At 59.1% G+C, this 15,346-nt stretch carries 14 protein-coding genes; all 14 read right to left on the bottom strand.

Annotated features, from left to right (window positions below; genetic code table 11):
- Positions 1 to 113: 113 nt before the first annotated feature.
- Positions 114 to 1,607, bottom strand: a complete 1,494-nt coding sequence (locus tag CBW24_RS18020) for an MATE family efflux transporter (RefSeq protein WP_097374629.1) — start codon at positions 1,605 to 1,607, stop codon at positions 114 to 116.
- Positions 1,604 to 3,571, bottom strand: coding sequence for an acyltransferase family protein (locus tag CBW24_RS18015; protein ID WP_097374628.1), 1,968 nt, complete (start codon positions 3,569 to 3,571; stop codon positions 1,604 to 1,606). The genes CBW24_RS18020 and CBW24_RS18015 overlap by 4 nt, the downstream gene beginning before the upstream one ends.
- A 64-nt stretch (positions 3,572 to 3,635) precedes the next feature.
- Positions 3,636 to 4,847, bottom strand: coding sequence for a glycosyltransferase family 2 protein (locus CBW24_RS18010; RefSeq protein ID WP_097374627.1), 1,212 nt, complete (start codon positions 4,845 to 4,847; stop codon positions 3,636 to 3,638).
- A gap of 15 nt (positions 4,848 to 4,862) precedes the next feature.
- The gene (locus CBW24_RS18005) at positions 4,863 to 5,615 is read right to left on the bottom strand and encodes an LbetaH domain-containing protein (RefSeq protein ID WP_157773276.1); all 753 of its coding nucleotides are present in this window, start codon (positions 5,613 to 5,615) and stop codon (positions 4,863 to 4,865) included.
- Positions 5,612 to 6,721: a DegT/DnrJ/EryC1/StrS family aminotransferase gene (locus CBW24_RS18000; RefSeq protein WP_097374625.1), complete on the bottom strand. Its 1,110-nt coding sequence runs from the start codon at positions 6,719 to 6,721 to the stop codon at positions 5,612 to 5,614. Before CBW24_RS18000 ends, CBW24_RS18005 begins: the two co-directional genes overlap by 4 nt.
- Positions 6,722 to 6,762: 41 nt before the next feature.
- Positions 6,763 to 7,314: a dTDP-4-dehydrorhamnose 3,5-epimerase gene (rfbC, locus tag CBW24_RS17995; RefSeq protein WP_097374624.1), complete on the bottom strand. Its 552-nt coding sequence runs from the start codon at positions 7,312 to 7,314 to the stop codon at positions 6,763 to 6,765.
- Positions 7,295 to 8,362: a CDP-glucose 4,6-dehydratase gene (gene rfbG, locus CBW24_RS17990; RefSeq protein WP_097374623.1), complete on the bottom strand. Its 1,068-nt coding sequence runs from the start codon at positions 8,360 to 8,362 to the stop codon at positions 7,295 to 7,297. The genes rfbC and rfbG overlap by 20 nt, the downstream gene beginning before the upstream one ends.
- Positions 8,359 to 9,141 carry a glucose-1-phosphate cytidylyltransferase gene (gene rfbF / locus CBW24_RS17985; RefSeq protein ID WP_097374622.1) on the bottom strand — a complete coding sequence of 261 codons (783 nt, stop codon included), beginning with the start codon at positions 9,139 to 9,141 and terminating at the stop codon, positions 8,359 to 8,361. The genes rfbG and rfbF overlap by 4 nt, the downstream gene beginning before the upstream one ends.
- Positions 9,142 to 9,188: 47 nt before the next feature.
- Complete coding sequence (locus CBW24_RS17980) at positions 9,189 to 10,115, bottom strand: sulfotransferase domain-containing protein (protein ID WP_097374621.1); 927 nt, start codon at positions 10,113 to 10,115, stop codon at positions 9,189 to 9,191.
- A gap of 90 nt (positions 10,116 to 10,205) precedes the next feature.
- Complete coding sequence (locus tag CBW24_RS17975; protein ID WP_157773275.1) at positions 10,206 to 11,060, bottom strand: hypothetical protein; 855 nt, start codon at positions 11,058 to 11,060, stop codon at positions 10,206 to 10,208.
- A complete protein-coding gene (locus CBW24_RS17970) occupies positions 11,050 to 11,925 on the bottom strand; it encodes a GNAT family N-acetyltransferase (RefSeq protein WP_097374619.1) in 876 nt (291 codons plus the stop codon). Before CBW24_RS17970 ends, CBW24_RS17975 begins: the two co-directional genes overlap by 11 nt.
- Positions 11,926 to 12,010: 85 nt before the next feature.
- On the bottom strand, positions 12,011 to 13,285 hold the full coding sequence (gene tviB / locus CBW24_RS17965; protein WP_097374618.1) for a Vi polysaccharide biosynthesis UDP-N-acetylglucosamine C-6 dehydrogenase TviB: 1,275 nt from the start codon (positions 13,283 to 13,285) through the stop codon (positions 12,011 to 12,013).
- Positions 13,278 to 14,330: an acyltransferase family protein gene (locus tag CBW24_RS17960; protein WP_198405307.1), complete on the bottom strand. Its 1,053-nt coding sequence runs from the start codon at positions 14,328 to 14,330 to the stop codon at positions 13,278 to 13,280. The genes tviB and CBW24_RS17960 overlap by 8 nt, the downstream gene beginning before the upstream one ends.
- Positions 14,330 to 15,343 (bottom strand): GDP-mannose 4,6-dehydratase, encoded by a 1,014-nt coding sequence (locus CBW24_RS17955; protein WP_097374656.1) that lies wholly within the window; start codon positions 15,341 to 15,343, stop codon positions 14,330 to 14,332. Before CBW24_RS17955 ends, CBW24_RS17960 begins: the two co-directional genes overlap by 1 nt.
- Positions 15,344 to 15,346 lie beyond the last annotated feature (3 nt).

Genomic DNA, 15,346 nt, shown 5'->3' with positions numbered 1-15,346 from the left:
TTTGGACGATCCAAGTCTGGCCGATAGGTAAGTGGGACAGGTTCGGCTGCATCAGCCTGGATGGATGGCGCAGGCGTTTACCATGGCGGCGAGGCGATAGGGATGTGCGCGGGTCACCGACTTGGCATGAATCTTGCACGTATCACCCGCCACAACTTTGTTATCGCCCCTGCAAAAAACGGGTCACGCATCGAGACTGCTCCCCAGGCCAGAACAAGAGCCGCGCAAACAAGCATCTTCGTTACGAGGCTTTCGACATACCAGCATGCGGCAGAGGCCGATGTCACCAGAAGCATCGCGCGCAAGACGGTGTAGATCGTCTGCCTGCACGGGGCGTAGTCCAGAAGTCGCCTGCAGACCACCAACAAGACCCCCAACAGCAATAGCTGGCTTGCCGTGTAGGCGACGGCGAGACCGAGCAGCCCGAACCGCGGCAACAGCAGGATGGCACCCGCACAATAGATCGCCGCCCACACCGCAAACACGATGCATGACGACACCAGCTTTCTCTGGGCGATGAGCGCCTGGCCCATGGTTTCGGCCACCAGCCGCACCGCATCCCCTGGTAACAGCAGTAGAAGAATAACCGCAACCGGCAAGAACTCGACGGAAAAGAACGCGACGACAAAGATCTCGCCGCTGGCCATCAAGACCACAATGACCGGGGCGACGACCGCAAGGTAAAGCCGGACCGCCTCGTCGATTGTCTTGCCGACTGTCTTTTCGGCGGCTGCCTTCACGACGCTCGACAGGAAGTATCCCGACGCGGCCGCATACAGGCCGCCGAGGTAGACCGTCGCGATCTTCACCGCCACGACATAGTAGCCGTTCGCCTCCAGATCGAGCGTTGAAATGATCAGTCGCGAAATGAACAGCGAAGCGCCAAGACCGGTTACCCCGACAATGACGCTGTGCGCGCCAAAGACGAAGTTTTTCCTTGCTTCAGCAAATTCGAAAGCCTCGGGACGCGGAATGGCAAGGGACGGAGCAACCGTCCATGTCGTTCGGAAGACCAGGACCAGAAAGGCCGCCTGCAAAAAGATGAACCCAAGTGCCGCGCCGACAATGCCGAAGGGAATGACCAGAGCGGCAAAGACAATCACGCTGGACCCATCGGCAATCATGCGCGCCCTGACGAGCGGCCCCACGACCCTAAGCCCGTTCAACAATGCCCTGTAGATAAGGCCTGCGACGCCGATCGGAACAGCCAGGGCAACCAGAACGATCAGCTGACGCCGCTCACCACCGTCGTCGAACAGAAGATCAGAAACCCGATCCGACGCCAGAACAGACACCGCCGTCACTAGCAGGGACACGGCCGCCACCAGCAGGAACGCCGAGGAGAATTGCCGTAGCACCCCCTCTGTGGCGGCATTTGCCTGTCCGGCGTCTGCTTGCGCGGCGGCAACGTTGCGGGTCACCCCGTTGCGCAAGCCGAGGCTCGCGAGCGTCATCGACAACGTGTAAAACAGCGTGAGCTGGTTAAAGACGCCGACACCGGCGGCCCCGAGAAATATGGCGGAGACTTTTCCCTTCACGACCTGAGTGGCCGACCCGAACAGGGACGACGACATGAAGCCCGCCAAGGCGCGACCAAGACTGCTCACTGGAGCGCGCCTCCCGTAATTCCAAGGTCGTCCAAGAAGCGTCGCGCCGTGTCGCTTTGGAACACATACTCCGAGCCGCGCGGTGTCAGGTGGCCGTTGTCGCGGTAGATCAGCGTTCCGTCCTGCGCCGCGGCGCACAGGCCTCCCGGGCAGAGAATTTCGGACAAGTCGAGAAAACGGGCTCCGTATTGCTCGGCGACTTCCGCCAAGGGATACGTCCCATGCTCTTCCGGAAAGGGCCAAGTACAATCCGAGGAGCTGTCATCATAGGCAACGGAGCGTATGTAGCATTGACCCGGGTCGAACTGCGCTGGGGGAGGGGCCCCAACCAGACCCACGGACACGCCGGTCTGCTCGAGCTGCGACAGAATGAACCCCAGTTCCCCTGCGACCTGCTCCGGCGGCCAGTTCTCCTCCGTGGGTGTTTTCTTCAAGGAACCTGCGCGCAGTCCGTAAGCCCGCGACGAAATCAGGACCTGGTCCAACCGTCCAGCGGCCGCCTCCTCGGCGATCAGGGCCAGAACCTCTGCGTTGAACTTCTCACAACGCCGCTCCGTCGACGTCAGCACGCCGGCGTCTGGGGGTCTGATCTCTTCGAGTGCAGTCGGTCTGCATCCCCGTCTTGTCAGCTGCCGAAAAGAGACCCCTCGTTCCACAAGGCCGGGCACCAGATGCATTATATAACTGTCCCCCCACAGCGCCACGCGCGCCGCCTCATCGGTCGCGCACTCGGGCGAGGTCAGATCGCCATGACAGATTGCCGACAGCCCATTGGTCGGCGCATTCACGCTGTCAACAACGGCGAGAATGTCGGAATTCCACCGTTGCCCGAAGCTGGCCTGGATTCCGCCGAGACCCACCGCCACGATCAGGAGGCTGCTCGCGGTCACGCTGCCATAGAAGGCCCGGGGTCCAACCCTGTCACGGCTGCGGAAAGGCGTCTCCACGAAACGCCAGGACAAATAGGCCAGAGGGAGACAGAGCACTGCAAGCGACGTCATCAACATCTCGCTCGGATGCTCCAACGATCTCACACGGGCAAAGGCCAGGATCGGCTGATGCAACAGGTACAGCGAAAAGCTGATCAATCCGATGCCGACCACCGGGCGCAAGGACAGCAGTTTGCCCACTGCCGAATGCGGTCCGGCCAGAATGATCATGCAGGTGCCGACCACTGCCGCCAGTGTCACCGGAAAGACCGAAGGCGCGGCCAGCGGATCGAAGGTCACCATGGGGACCACGACCAGACCGGCGCCGATCACCCCAAGTCCGGTCCGCACAGCAGGCATCCGTATCGCCCAACGGCTTCCCGCGATGGCCAGGAGCGCTCCGGCCAGAAGTTCCCAGACCCGGAACGGTGTGAGGTAGAAGCTGGCAGACCGCATGGCCACAGCCCCCCAGGCATGCAGCGTGGCGGAGCCCAGGACCGAGACCACGATCAAGATCACCGTAGCGCGCCAGCCGAGCCACCGCACGCAGGCCCAAAGCGCGAGCGGAAACACGACATAATACTGCTCTTCAACTGCGAGGCTCCACATATGGAGCAAGGGCTGTTGGTCGGCCGCGGCCGAGAAATAACCGATCTCGCTCCAGAAAAAGATGTTAGCCACGAACCCGAGTGTCGCGAGCAGGCTCAGATTGAAGCGCTCCAATTCATGCGGCAACAAAAAGAATTGCGCAGCAACGATTGTAAATACGCAGGTCGAGATCAAGGCAGGTGCAATCCGACGTACCCGTCTGCCGTAGAACCGGGCAATCGACACCCGGCCCGTCTCTCTCAATTCCCGATGCAAAAGGGACGTGATCAAAAACCCGGAAATAACAAAGAAGACGTCCACCCCCAGAAACCCACCCGAGAAAACCACCGGCCCCAAGACGATTTCGGCATGGAACAGCACCACGGCGACGACCGCCACAGCCCGAAGCCCGTCGATGTCGGCGCGATACTCAATGAATTTCGACATGAAGGGCCCTTACCCGTTCAGCTATTGGCCGGCCACGGCCGTTATGGATTTCCTGGTGTTCCGCTCAGCGGTCGAGCGCGATCACGTCCAGCCCGCGCGCGGCCACGTTTTCCGCCTCGATCATTTCCGAAATGCGAGATTTCTTGCCGGCATGCCGAAGCCTGTCGTTCAGCGAACGCACCGTGTCATAGAGACCGAACCGCCGAAGCCAGCGTCGAAGTTCCACTGCGCGGTGTCGGCTGCGGGAGACGTAGTCCTCGATATTGGATATTTGCCGTTCGGACAGACCTTCGCGGGCGGCCAGAGCATAGATCTTTTCGCGCGTTCTGGCGACCGGCAGCAGACTCCCGTTGAACTCCTTGAAATTCAGCTCGGACATCATGCACTTCAGCGCATTTTCGACATTGATGCGTTCGATCCACTCCCTGCCTTCGGCAGTGACCTTGAGCGTGTTCTCGACATCATTGAGAACGGTCGAAAACACGACGTCTTCGTCAAGCCCGCGCCAGACATGGCAGTTCGGGAAAGTGGTCAGGTAGTGTCCCAGGCCGAGCACCGATGTATTCGAGAAATTGCTGCCAGCGCCTTTGATCGGCGTATACATCATTTCATGGATCTTGATGCACCGCTGTCCAACAAGCAAAAACGCCATGGCCGAGGTGTAGTCCGGGGAGATGGGTCGGAAAAGCTCGCCCCAAATCTCACGCGCCTGATCGCTCAGGACGCGCTTGTACGCGGTGTTCAGAGATCTGGGAATTGCTTGCCCATAGACCGATTCCGTCTCGTACCCACGGAAATCGAGAAAATCGCCCAGGATCTTGTTTGTTGAAACCTCGGAGATCTTCAAGGGCGGGGGGCCGCCCGGCGTGGCGAACAGGGCCCCGAACTGATGTGGCTTGGTCCCGGCCCAAAAGATGAGATCTGGATCGAACCGGTCGATGATATTCGAGAACACCTGCAAGGCGCCGTTTCGAAGCCGCCAGCGATCCGCCACGACAAGAACGTAGTCTCCCGTTGCGGGTAGCGTGGCAGATTCCCAGTTTTCGTCCATCTGGAGATTGCCGCCGGTGTCTATGACGCGGATCTTGTCCTCTGGCTGTTCCAGCGTCTCCACCCAGGCCGCCAAGGCGCCGCGGGATTGCGTGGAATTGTCGGAGATCACGATTTCCCAACTGTCGCAGTCCTGAGAGAGGACCGACTGAACCGTCTCCTTGACGGCCTCGAGCCGGTTGCGGGACGGGATGCAAATCGAAAAACGCGCTGCTGTGCTCGCCATCGGATTAGTGCTCGTTCACATCTTGTCAAGGAAAAGGGGGAGGAAAGCTTCGTCGTCGGGGGTCTTGCCCGTCTCGACGGCTGGAACGCCGACCATTATGGACCGCTCGGTCGTGTCTTTGGTGATCACGGCGCCTGCCCCGACGGTGGTTCCAGTGCCCAGAGACAGCCGGGGCATGACACTTGCGCCGGCTCCGATCAGGACACCCGGCTCGAGGGTGACAAGGCCCGCCAAGGTGGCGCCAGGCGCTACGAAACATGACGTTCCCAAACTGGTTTCATGCGAGATCGTCGCCCCGGAGTTTACGCAGACGTTGTCCCCGAGCACCACGCCGCCCTGCACGATGACGCCCTCTTGCAAGTATACGCCCCGCCCGAGCGTCACGCCATCAAGGTTGATGGACGGATGAATGAAATCGGCAGCGGCAAACCCGTTCTCGGCAAAAAAACGCGTTGTCTCGTGCCGTGTCTTCGTATCGCGGGTGATCAGGTTGACCAGACCGAAGGCGGTACGGTCACAGCCAAGCAGATCGTCGAAGCCGCCAAAGACGGGTAATCCGCAGAACGTCCGGCCCTTCTTGTCCGGATCGTTGTCAAAATACCCGATGAACTCGACCCCGGTTGCCACCTGAACATCACGCACCATGCGCGCCGTTTCCGGGTTGTTGGCGCCGATGAACGCGACTTTGCCGCCCGGCGGGGCCGGGCGTTGTACCGCGGCCCGCCAGGCGGACGCGCGGATCAGTTCGCCATGTGCTACCGACGTCATCGCCTGACGCACGACAGGACGCAGGTGACGACACGATCAATGTCTTCCTCGGTCATGTCATGGTAGCTGTTCAGATTGATCGCGCGGTTGGGGATATCCCACGCAACCTTGTTCTGTGGCTGATCTTCGAACGGCGGCATGGACGAGACAGGATGGAAGAACACGCGTCCGTCGATATTGGCCGCCGCGAAGGCGTCGAGCAGATCCTGGCGCGTCACGCCAAGCTCCGGCGCAAGAACCGCCGAGGGCATCCATGCGGAATTGGTGGTTCCGGGCGCTTCGGGATTGAGGCTGATGCCGTTTTCCGCCCCCAGACGATCACGATACATCTGCATGATCTCTTGTTTGCGGCGCGTCAACTCGTCCAGCCGCTCCACCTGCGCACAGCCGATTGCGGCCTGAATGTTGCTGATCTTGTATTTGAACCCGGCAACCTGCGACCAGAACTGATGCGTCTCGCCCGGCACACGCCCATGATTGTTCAGGGTCAGAACCTTGTGGTTCAGCTCGGGGTCGTTGGTCACGAACATGCCGCCCTCGCCGGTCGTCATGGTCTTTGTGCCGTGGAATGAGAAGGTTCCGAAGGCACCCCGCGACCCGCAGCGGACGTCCCCCCAAGCCGAACCAAGCGCCTCGGCGGCATCCTCGATGACCGGAAGGTTATGGCGCGCCCCGATCTCGAGCAGGGCATCCATGTCGCAAAGGTTGCCGTAGAGATGTGTCGCCACGATGGCTTTGGTTTTGGGCGTGATCGCCGCCTCGGCCGCTTGCAGACTGATGCACCAGCTCGCTGGGTCGATGTCCACAAACACCGGCTTTGCACCGAGATGCACCACGGTGGACGGGCAGGCGATCCAGTTGGTATCCGCCATGATGACCTCGTCCCCCGGGCCGATGCCAAGCGCGTGCATGCCCATATGCAGCGCACCGGTACAACTCGAAGTCGCGATTGCGAACTCCGTCCCGAGATAGGCTTTGAACAGGTCTTCGAACTTGAAGATATAGTCGTAGCACTTGGCCCCCCAGCCATTCTGGGCCGCGTCCGTCGCATAGGCGACCTCGCGATCCGTGATCGAGGGTTTGGTGTAGAGTACGCGATGGGTCATGTGGGCCTTCCGTTTGCGCAGGGGAATACGTCGCGATCCCGTCAGACAAGCTGCATTGGTTCAAAGTTTCTCAGGGTCGGCAGAGCGTTGTCCCGCTCCGACGTGAAGGAAATCGGCAGCGGCCACTCAATACCGATGTCTGGGTCGTCATGACGCACACCCCCTTCCAGCTCAGGGGCGTAATTCGCCGTGTTGAAATAGATGATCTCACTGTCCGGCGCGAGGCTCTGGAAACCATGGCCAAATCCTTCCGGGATGTAGAGCATCTCGCGGTTTTCGGCGGTGAGCGTGCGACCGATCCACTGCCCGAAGGTGGGAGACTTTTTCCGGAGATCGACCGCTACATCGAAAATCGCGCCGCGGGCACAGCGCACCATCTTGACCTCGGCGCTCGGTGGCCGCTGGAAATGCAATCCGCGCACCACCCCGGCCTGCGCCGTCAAGGAATTATTGACCTGCAGCCAGTTTCCCGAGAGACCGGCCGAGGCAAGCTCGGTCTGGCAGCTCAGGCGCGCAAAGAAACCGCGCTCGTCCTGTCGCTGCTCAAGCTCGATCAGGTGGACGGCCGGGATTTCAAGCGGTGTGATCTTCACAACGGAAACTCTCTATCTGGGATATGGTAAAGGCCACGGCATCAAAGGCCTCACTTTCAAAACGCGCCTTGTACCATCGCATGGTTTCGCCCACGGAATGCTCAAAGCCCCATCGCGGCGTCCAACCGAGAACTGCGGCCGCGCGATCGGTGTTCAGCATCAGGCGTTCCGTTTCGTGAAAGCCGCTCTCGACGTCGGTGACAGGAAGATGCATGTCCCAGATACTGCCCGCGGCCTGTACCAGTTGGGCGACAGTCCGTTCGGCATCGCGCCCTGGGCCGAAATTGAAGGCCGTGGGCAGGGCACGCTCCCCGTCGGCATAGAGAGCCTCGGCCAGCATGATGTATCCGCCGAGTGGGTCCAGCACATGCTGCCAAGGGCGCGTCGCCGTCGGGTGCCGCAGGGTCAGCGCCTCACGGCGCGACAGGGACCGCGCAATATCGGGAACGAGCCGGTTGGCCGACATGTCGCCGCCACCGATCACGTTGCCGGCCCGGGCCGTGGCCATGCGCACCGGGCTGTCGCCGTAGAAATAACTGCCGCCATAGCTTGCCGCGATCAGTTCCGCGGCCGCCTTGGAGGCGCTGTATGGGTCATGCCCGCCAAGCGTGTCGTCTTCGCGGTAACCGAATTCCCACTCGCGGTTCCTGTAGACCTTGTCGGTAGTCACGCAGACGATTGCCCGGCGCTTGCCGGCGTCGCGCAGGGCGTTCAGCAGGTTGGCCGTTCCCATCACATTGGTGTCGAAGGTTTCCAGCGGGCGAAGGTAACCGTCGATGACCAGCGGTTGTGCGGCAAGGTGGAAGACGATGTCGGGGTCGATTTCCGCGACCCGGGCGTGCAACTGCCTTGCTTCACGGATATCAAGCACGCTGTGCGCCATCCGCGACGGCAGATCCAGCATCTCGAACAGTGCGCCGTCTTCGGGCGCCAGGGCGATCCCGTACAAATCCGCTCCAAGCTCGCTCAGCCAGAGGCTCAGCCACGATCCCTTGAACCCGGTGTGGCCGGTGACGAGAACCCGCTTGCCTGACCAGAAATCAATCAAGACGGGCTACTCCAGCTACGCCAGGGCGCTTGGCCGCTGGCCCACATCTTTTCCAGCATCGTTCGGTCGCGCAGCGTGTCCATGGATTGCCAGAACCCGCGATGCAGGTACGCTTCCAGTTGGCCGACACGGGTAATCTCGGTTAGCGGCTCCACCTCCCAACTGGTGTCGTCGCCTTCGATGAAGTCGAACACCTTCGGGGACAGAACGAAGAATCCGCCATTGATCCAGCCCGCGCCCTCGGAGGGTTTTTCCATGAACTTGACGACTTCCGACCCCTGCAGCCCAAGCGTGCCATAGCGGGCGGTCGGCTCTACCGCCGTCACCGTCGCCAGTTTCCCATGGGCCTTGTGAAATGCGATCTCCTCGGTGATGTTCACGTTCGAGACCCCATCGCCGTAGGTGAAACAAAACGCGTCATCGTCGCCGATGTAATCCCGAATGCGCTTGAGCCGGCCGCCCGTCATGGTGTTGTGCCCAGTTTCGACAAGGGTCACGGTCCAATCTTCGGCTTTGTTGTTCAGGAATTCTATGGAATTCTTCCGCATGTCTATGCGAAGGTCGGAAACGTGCCGCGCATAATTTGCGAAATACTCCTTGATGACATAGCTCTTGTAGCCACAGCATACGATGAAATCCCTTAATCCATGGCTCGCATAGATTTTCATGATGTGCCAAAGGATAGGGAATCCGCCTATTTCGACCATTGGCTTGGGTCGAGTGGTGGTTTCTTCAGACAAACGCGTCCCAAGTCCACCGGCAAGTATTACTGTTTTCACAAAGGTCTCCCAAAGAGTTGGCCGGGCCCATCGGCAAGTGTTGTGCTTTAAGCCCCGCGATTTTCATTGGCGTAAGACGGGCGACGAAGGATGCCAAATGCTGCGCTGCGGCTATCCAGCGCCTCGTAACTGTCCCGGTAGAATTCATTGATTTCGGCTTCCAGATCTGTGGGCAGCTTCTCGGCGACATCGTACGTCGTGTTCATCTCGCGCAGTTTGGCCGCGATCCCCAACCGCTCCCGACCAAGCAGCCGCTTCAGGCCGCGCGACAACGCCATCACCCAGGCAGGAGGGCGAATTGTCATGCGGGACAGGATCGCGTTGCGGTGTCGTTTCGCGCGATTATGCACCTCGAACGTCAATGGATGGCTGCCATCTATACCGAGAAAGGTCGCGAGTTCGCGATAAAGCCAATTCGGATCATTTTTCCAGTCTTCCATCCAGGTGATGAAAACCTGTTCAGGAGGGAAGTGCTCCAAAACGCGCGCTACCTGAGAATTGAAATCTCCGAGCGCCTTGTAGTCCAGATGCCGCTCCAGTGCCGCGCGATCCGCGTTGCCATGAGGCTGGCGTGTTCCGGAACCTTCCCAAGCCTTGCGTGGATCTGTTTCATTCTCGATCCGGCGGTATAAAAACTGCTGATGAAGAGAGCGAAAGAATGGCGCTGCCTTGCGCAATAGGATTACGATCTTGGCATCAGGTGTGTATTCAGCGATGCGGGGAATGGCCTCTGTGGAGTAGAGGTAAAGAGGCGTGGCCTCGCCTGCAGCCGGCACTGTCTCTGGCCGGTCGAATTTGGCTTCGTATTCCGTATCTGACCCTACGATTATATTGTTCGCAGTCCGCAGGTCTGTACTGAAATAGTTGAGTTCCTTAGGGTCTGAAATCTGTACATCGGGATGCTGTGCGAGATAGGCCGCCCAGGATGTCGTGCCGCATTTCGGAGCGCCGATGATGTAAAAGGTTGGCTTCATGTCAATCGCTCTCAAGTTTCATCGGAAGGAGGGTGTTCAACGAAATAGAAAACCGGTCCTCTCCAGACTGGCCCAAAGGAAAGTCATGCGTCATGTCGCATCCCACTGGCTTTTCGGCTCGGGTTCGTGAAACCCGAACCCGGCTTTGCAGAAGCGTTCGATCATGTGAAGGGCCGGCGCCAAGTTCAGGTCGTAGTCATGCGAGTAGAGCGACACCCGTTTTGTGGACGCGATTTCGGCGCTCGGTTCCGCGAGGAGCTTGCCGATTGCCTGAAACGGTCGGCCTGGTCGGGCAAGTCCACTGACGGCGGTGTCCGAGCGGATTTGATGCCCACCGGAGGCGTTTCCGCTCTGCTCTTGCCTTTCGACGGCAATCGATCCGGGCGAGATGTTGTAACGGCTTGAAGACAGGGAATAGTCCCAGTGGAATCCGAATTCGGACAGCACGCCGCGCAAACCGGGTGTCATGAACCACCACCCGCCAGAGTAGATCATTCGGTCCTCATCCATGTGTCCATGGAGGCGCAGCGCGTCGAGTTCCTGTCCGATCTGACCTCGGATCACATCGAGATCGTGAAAGGCATGATGCATCGGCCGCAGGCCCTGATCGACGGTCGTGCGCAGAAAATGACCGTGCAGGCCAACGATCCCGTTCTCGGCGGCCTCGGCGATCCGGTCCCAGTAGCGCTTCGTCGAGAAGCTGGCTTCCTGCATCTGCGCGGCGAGGATCGGGGACAGCGGCGTCATGCACGTGATCACAGCACGCTTGCCCGTCATGTCCCGATAGCCTTTGAGGAAGCTGCGCAGCGCCTTGTGATAGGCGTCGTTGTACAGTTTTTCCACATGGAAGACGGGCACCAGACTGATGCGGCTGGCGCTTGCCTGTCCTGTCAGACCGAGGCGAGCGAGATCATGAAGGTGGGCAAGCCTGCGCTTAATAGACATCCTTGATGCCTCCGCAAGCTTCGACGAACTGCGCCTCGACATCCCAATTCAGAGGAAAAGCGATGGTCGGTTCCGTCTTGGCGGTCGAACGGCGCAGACCGCTTGCCCGCGCCAGAGGTCCATGGGCATTTGCGTTGGTTCGGGCAAACTGTGCTCCGACCTGTTTCATCGCGCGTGCGATCAGTGTGCCAAACTGGTGCGGTTTGTTGATCTCGTAGCCGCCGATGATCATGAGACGCAAGGGCACGCCTTTGATCGTCTTTCGCTGAACCTTCCCGAACAGGTAATTCGTCAGGTGATCCAACTCGAAAAAGCTGTCGTCTTGTCCGGATTTCCAAGCGGCGGTCTCACGCATATCGAAGGTGACCGACGTGTCGGGCACCATTTGCTCCAGAAGCATCCCTCCGTCGATCTGCCCAAGCAGACCCAAAGGGTTGCGTAAAAAAACGCAAGGCTGGTTCTCTGACAGGGTAAAGCCCAGTTTCTTGACAAAAATCGGGCCGGAATTGTGGTTGGGAAACCCGAAGATGAAGGCGCCTCCGCGAGTCTTGAGATCTTGTTGGGCGTGCTTGATGATTTTGGAGAAATAGCCGCGCCCGCCGTGCCCTTTGTGGGTCGCAGACATGCAGGATTGATACGCGATCCCGGTTTGACCTGCGCGATGGACCGAGTGCCCCATGAAGGCATTGAAGGCGACGAGGCGTCCGTCGTCATGAATACCGTAACCCACCGCTCCGCGCGGGGTATCGCGCAGAATGTGATCGAAAAGCGGTCCACTAAAATCGCCGAAAGCATGCTGTTGCAGCTCGAGGATTTTCTGCTTCTCGGTCTCCGATCCAAGGTCCATCGAGGCAACAACGGTCATGACGAGGACCGCCCGGCCTGCCAATTCGGATTGGCGCAATCGCAGGACGTTTGTCCGGGGGGCATGGAAAGCACGGTCTGGCCCATCACAGCCTCAGATCGCATTCGCCTGGGGAAAAGACGCTTTTGAGATCGTACAGCACATGGGTGTCACGGCCCATGTCGCGCAGGAAAGACATGCCGCGCTCACGGAACGTCTCATGCGCCACGGCAAGGATCACCCCGTCATAAGCGCCAGCCTCCGGGGTTTCGGTCAGGGAGATACCGTATTCGTGCATCGCTTCTTCCGCATCGACCCAAGGATCGTGAACGTCCACGTCTATGCCGTATTCGCGCAGCTCCGATACCACGTCCACGACACGCGTGTTGCGCAGGTCGGGGCAGTTTTCCTTGAAGGTCAGACCCAGGATAAGCAGCCGCGCGCCCTTGATTGTGATGCCCTTGCGGATCATCGCCTTCATCATCTGCCCCGCGACATAAGCCCCCATGCCGTCGTTGATCCGCCGCCCGGCGAGGATCACCTGCGGATGGTAGCCAATCGCCTCGGCCTTGTGGGTTAGGTAGTAAGGATCCACGCCGATGCAGTGCCCGCCGACGAGCCCCGGCCGGAAGGGCAGGAAGTTCCACTTCGTCCCCGCCGCTTCCAGCACCGCCTGGGTGTCGATATCCATCTTGTTGAAGATGATGGCCAGCTCATTCACCAGCGCGATGTTCAGGTCGCGTTGGGTGTTCTCGATCACCTTGGCAGCCTCGGCCACCTTGATGCTCTCGGCTTTGTAGGTGCCCGCGGTGATGATCTCGGCGTAGAGCGCATCGACTTTCTCAGCCACCTCGGGGGTCGAGCCTGAGGTCACCTTCTTGATGTTCGGCAGCCGGTGTTCCTTGTCACCCGGATTGATGCGCTCGGGGCTGTAGCCGCAGAAGAAGTCTTGGTTGAAGGTTAGGCCCGAGACGCGCTCCAGCACGGGCACACAGTCCTCCTCGGTCGCGCCGGGGTAGACCGTGCTCTCGTAGATGACGATGTCGCCTTTCTTAAGCACGCTACCCACGGTTTCCGATGCCTTGATGAGCGGTGTCAAATCGGGCCGTTTGTAGGCGTCGATTGGTGTCGGAACGGTGACGATGTAGATGGAGCAGTCGGCGATATCCAAGGTGTCTGTGGCAAAGCTCAGCTGCGTGGCGGTTGCCAGCTCTTCTGCTGTGGTCTCCCGCGTCCGGTCATGGCCATCCTTCAGTTCGGCGATCCGAGCTTGGTTAATGTCGAAGCCGACCGTCGGACGGAGTTTACCGAACTCTGCTGCAAGGGGGAGGCCAACGTAGCCGAGACCGATGACGGCGATCTTACGGGGCTCGTTACTCATACTCTGTTGCCTTTAGTTGATAGATCCTGCGTGATTCCAAATCAGAAAAGTACTTCAAAGCCGGTTTCTCGAAGAAAAGGTGGTAGATGATCCCACCTATCACACTGAGAAAGACACAGTTGAGGAAAGTAATCATCCACGAATCCCATGGGGCGCCCGCTCGGGCGATTAAAGACTGGAGAGGATTGTGTATAAGATATATGGCGTAGGAAGCGGCCCCTAGTAAAAGTGCCCAAGTAGGAACGCGAAGATCAAATCGAGCCTCTGCAAGCGCCAAACCAAGCACAACCGGTGCGAGACCGATACCGAAAAGTACTCGGTGCGCATCCGGAGTTAAGAAGAACATGATGCAAACCAATGTGCCTGTCGTTAAGGCTGCGGCCCATAGCTCATTAGGTATTTTGCGAGAAACCTTCGCCATCGCCATGCCTGCGATGAACTCCAGCGTAATGGGAGCGAGAAATGTTCTGATGATCGGCATGCCGTAGTCACCAGAAATCAGAAACATGCTACTAATCGTAACTGCCGCCCACGCTGTGACAAGAGTCCAAAAATAACGGGTCGCATAAAAAAGTAAAAAGAACAGATAGAACACCAGTTCAAAAGTCAGTGTCCACGCTACCGACAGTGCAGGCGGTTTATCACTGGGGAGTAATGTAAGTGATGTTAGCAGGCCCCAGTCTCGGTTACCCTCTGAGAGTCCCGGTAACAATAAGTATGCAACAATCAGTGCAGCGGAAACTGGTAGATACGGAACAAATATTCTCTTCAAACGTCGACCCAGATACCGGCGAGCCATGGAAAACGACCTTGTATCACTTCCATGCACATAGAAAATAATGAAGCCGCTAAGAACAAAGAAGAAATCGACACCAAGTGCTCCGAACGAGAACCAATGTCTCGTAGAACCAGACGTGAACGCGTTGCTGGAGAGTTCCGCGTGGTGGGCAACAACAGCAATTGCCGCTATGCCTCGACCAATTTCAAGGCTGGCTAACTTGTTAGTGCGAACCTTGTGACTGCCAGTGGGATCTACCGAAACCATCACTTCCCGTAATACTCCCGGAACCACGCCACGAACCGCGCGATCCCGTCTTTGAAATCCGTCTGCGGTCGATAACCCGTCAGCTCCTGCAACAGCGTCGCATCGGCCCAGGTCGCCGGGACGTCGCCTTTCTGCATGTCCATGTAGTTGCGCTCCGCTTTCTTCCCGAGCGCGTCTTCGATCGCGTCCACGAAGTCGAGCAGGCGCACCTTGTCGGAGTTGCCGATATTCACCACGCGGAAGGGCGCTGCCGGAGACAGCGAGTCCCATTCGGGGATGTCATCCCGTGAGGTCGGGCGCTCCGGCACCGCGTCGATCAGCAGGCGAATGCCGCGCACCAGATCGTCGACATAGGTGAAGTCGCGATACATGTCGCCATGGTTGTAGATGTCGATCGGACGATCATCGAGGATCGCATCGACGAACTTATAAAGCGCCAGATCTGGCCGCCCCCAGGTGCCGTAGACCGTGAAGAAGCGGAACATCGTCACCGGCAGGTTCCACAGATGGGCATAGGAATGGCCCATCGACTCGGTCGCCTTCTTGGTCGCGGCGTAGATGGTGAGCTGGGTGTCGGTCCTCTCGGTTTCGGTAAACGGCATCTCCTCATTGGCGCCGTAGACGGAGGAGGTCGAGGCCATGAGCAGGTGCTTCACCTCCAGCCTGCGCGCGGCCTCCATCACATTGAAGGTGCCGATGACGTTGGAGTCGAGATAAGCGCGGGGGTTTTCGAGCGAGTAGCGCACCCCGGCTTGAGCGGCGAGGTGGACGATGACGTCGGGCTGGAATTCATCCGCGAGCGCGTCGAAACTCGCCTGGTCTTCGAGCATCCCCTCCTTGGCCGAGAAGTTCTCGTTCTGGAGCAACATCGCATGGCGGCGCTGTTTCAGGGTGACGTCGTAATAGTCCGTCATCCCGTCGTAGCCCTGAACACGAAACCCTTCGGCGAGAAGGAGCTTCGCCAGATGGAACCCGATAAATCCGGCGGTGCCGGTAATGAGAACTTTTTGCATGTT

This window comes from Pacificitalea manganoxidans, assembly GCF_002504165.1.
GTDB classification, from domain to species: domain Bacteria; phylum Pseudomonadota; class Alphaproteobacteria; order Rhodobacterales; family Rhodobacteraceae; genus Pacificitalea; species Pacificitalea manganoxidans.
This window is presented reverse-complemented; position numbering and strand designations above follow the sequence as displayed.

Excerpts from the sequence above, each read along its gene's own strand:
- CBW24_RS18015 (WP_097374628.1), bottom strand. The coding sequence starts at position 3,571 with ATGTCGAAATTCATTGAGTATCGCGCCGACATCGACGGGCTTCGGGCT.
- CBW24_RS18010 (WP_097374627.1), bottom strand. The coding sequence starts at position 4,847 with ATGGCGAGCACAGCAGCGCGTTTTTCGATTTGCATCCCGTCCCGCAAC.
- CBW24_RS18005 (WP_157773276.1), bottom strand. The coding sequence starts at position 5,615 with ATGACGTCGGTAGCACATGGCGAACTGATCCGCGCGTCCGCCTGGCGG.
- CBW24_RS18000 (WP_097374625.1), bottom strand. The coding sequence starts at position 6,721 with ATGACCCATCGCGTACTCTACACCAAACCCTCGATCACGGATCGCGAG.
- CBW24_RS17980 (WP_097374621.1), bottom strand. The coding sequence starts at position 10,115 with ATGAAGCCAACCTTTTACATCATCGGCGCTCCGAAATGCGGCACGACA.
- CBW24_RS17975 (WP_157773275.1), bottom strand. The coding sequence starts at position 11,060 with ATGTCTATTAAGCGCAGGCTTGCCCACCTTCATGATCTCGCTCGCCTC.
- CBW24_RS17970 (WP_097374619.1), bottom strand. The coding sequence starts at position 11,925 with ATGACCGTTGTTGCCTCGATGGACCTTGGATCGGAGACCGAGAAGCAG.
- tviB (WP_097374618.1), bottom strand. The coding sequence starts at position 13,285 with ATGAGTAACGAGCCCCGTAAGATCGCCGTCATCGGTCTCGGCTACGTT.
- CBW24_RS17960 (WP_198405307.1), bottom strand. The coding sequence starts at position 14,330 with ATGGTTTCGGTAGATCCCACTGGCAGTCACAAGGTTCGCACTAACAAG.
- CBW24_RS17955 (WP_097374656.1), bottom strand. The coding sequence starts at position 15,343 with ATGCAAAAAGTTCTCATTACCGGCACCGCCGGATTTATCGGGTTCCAT.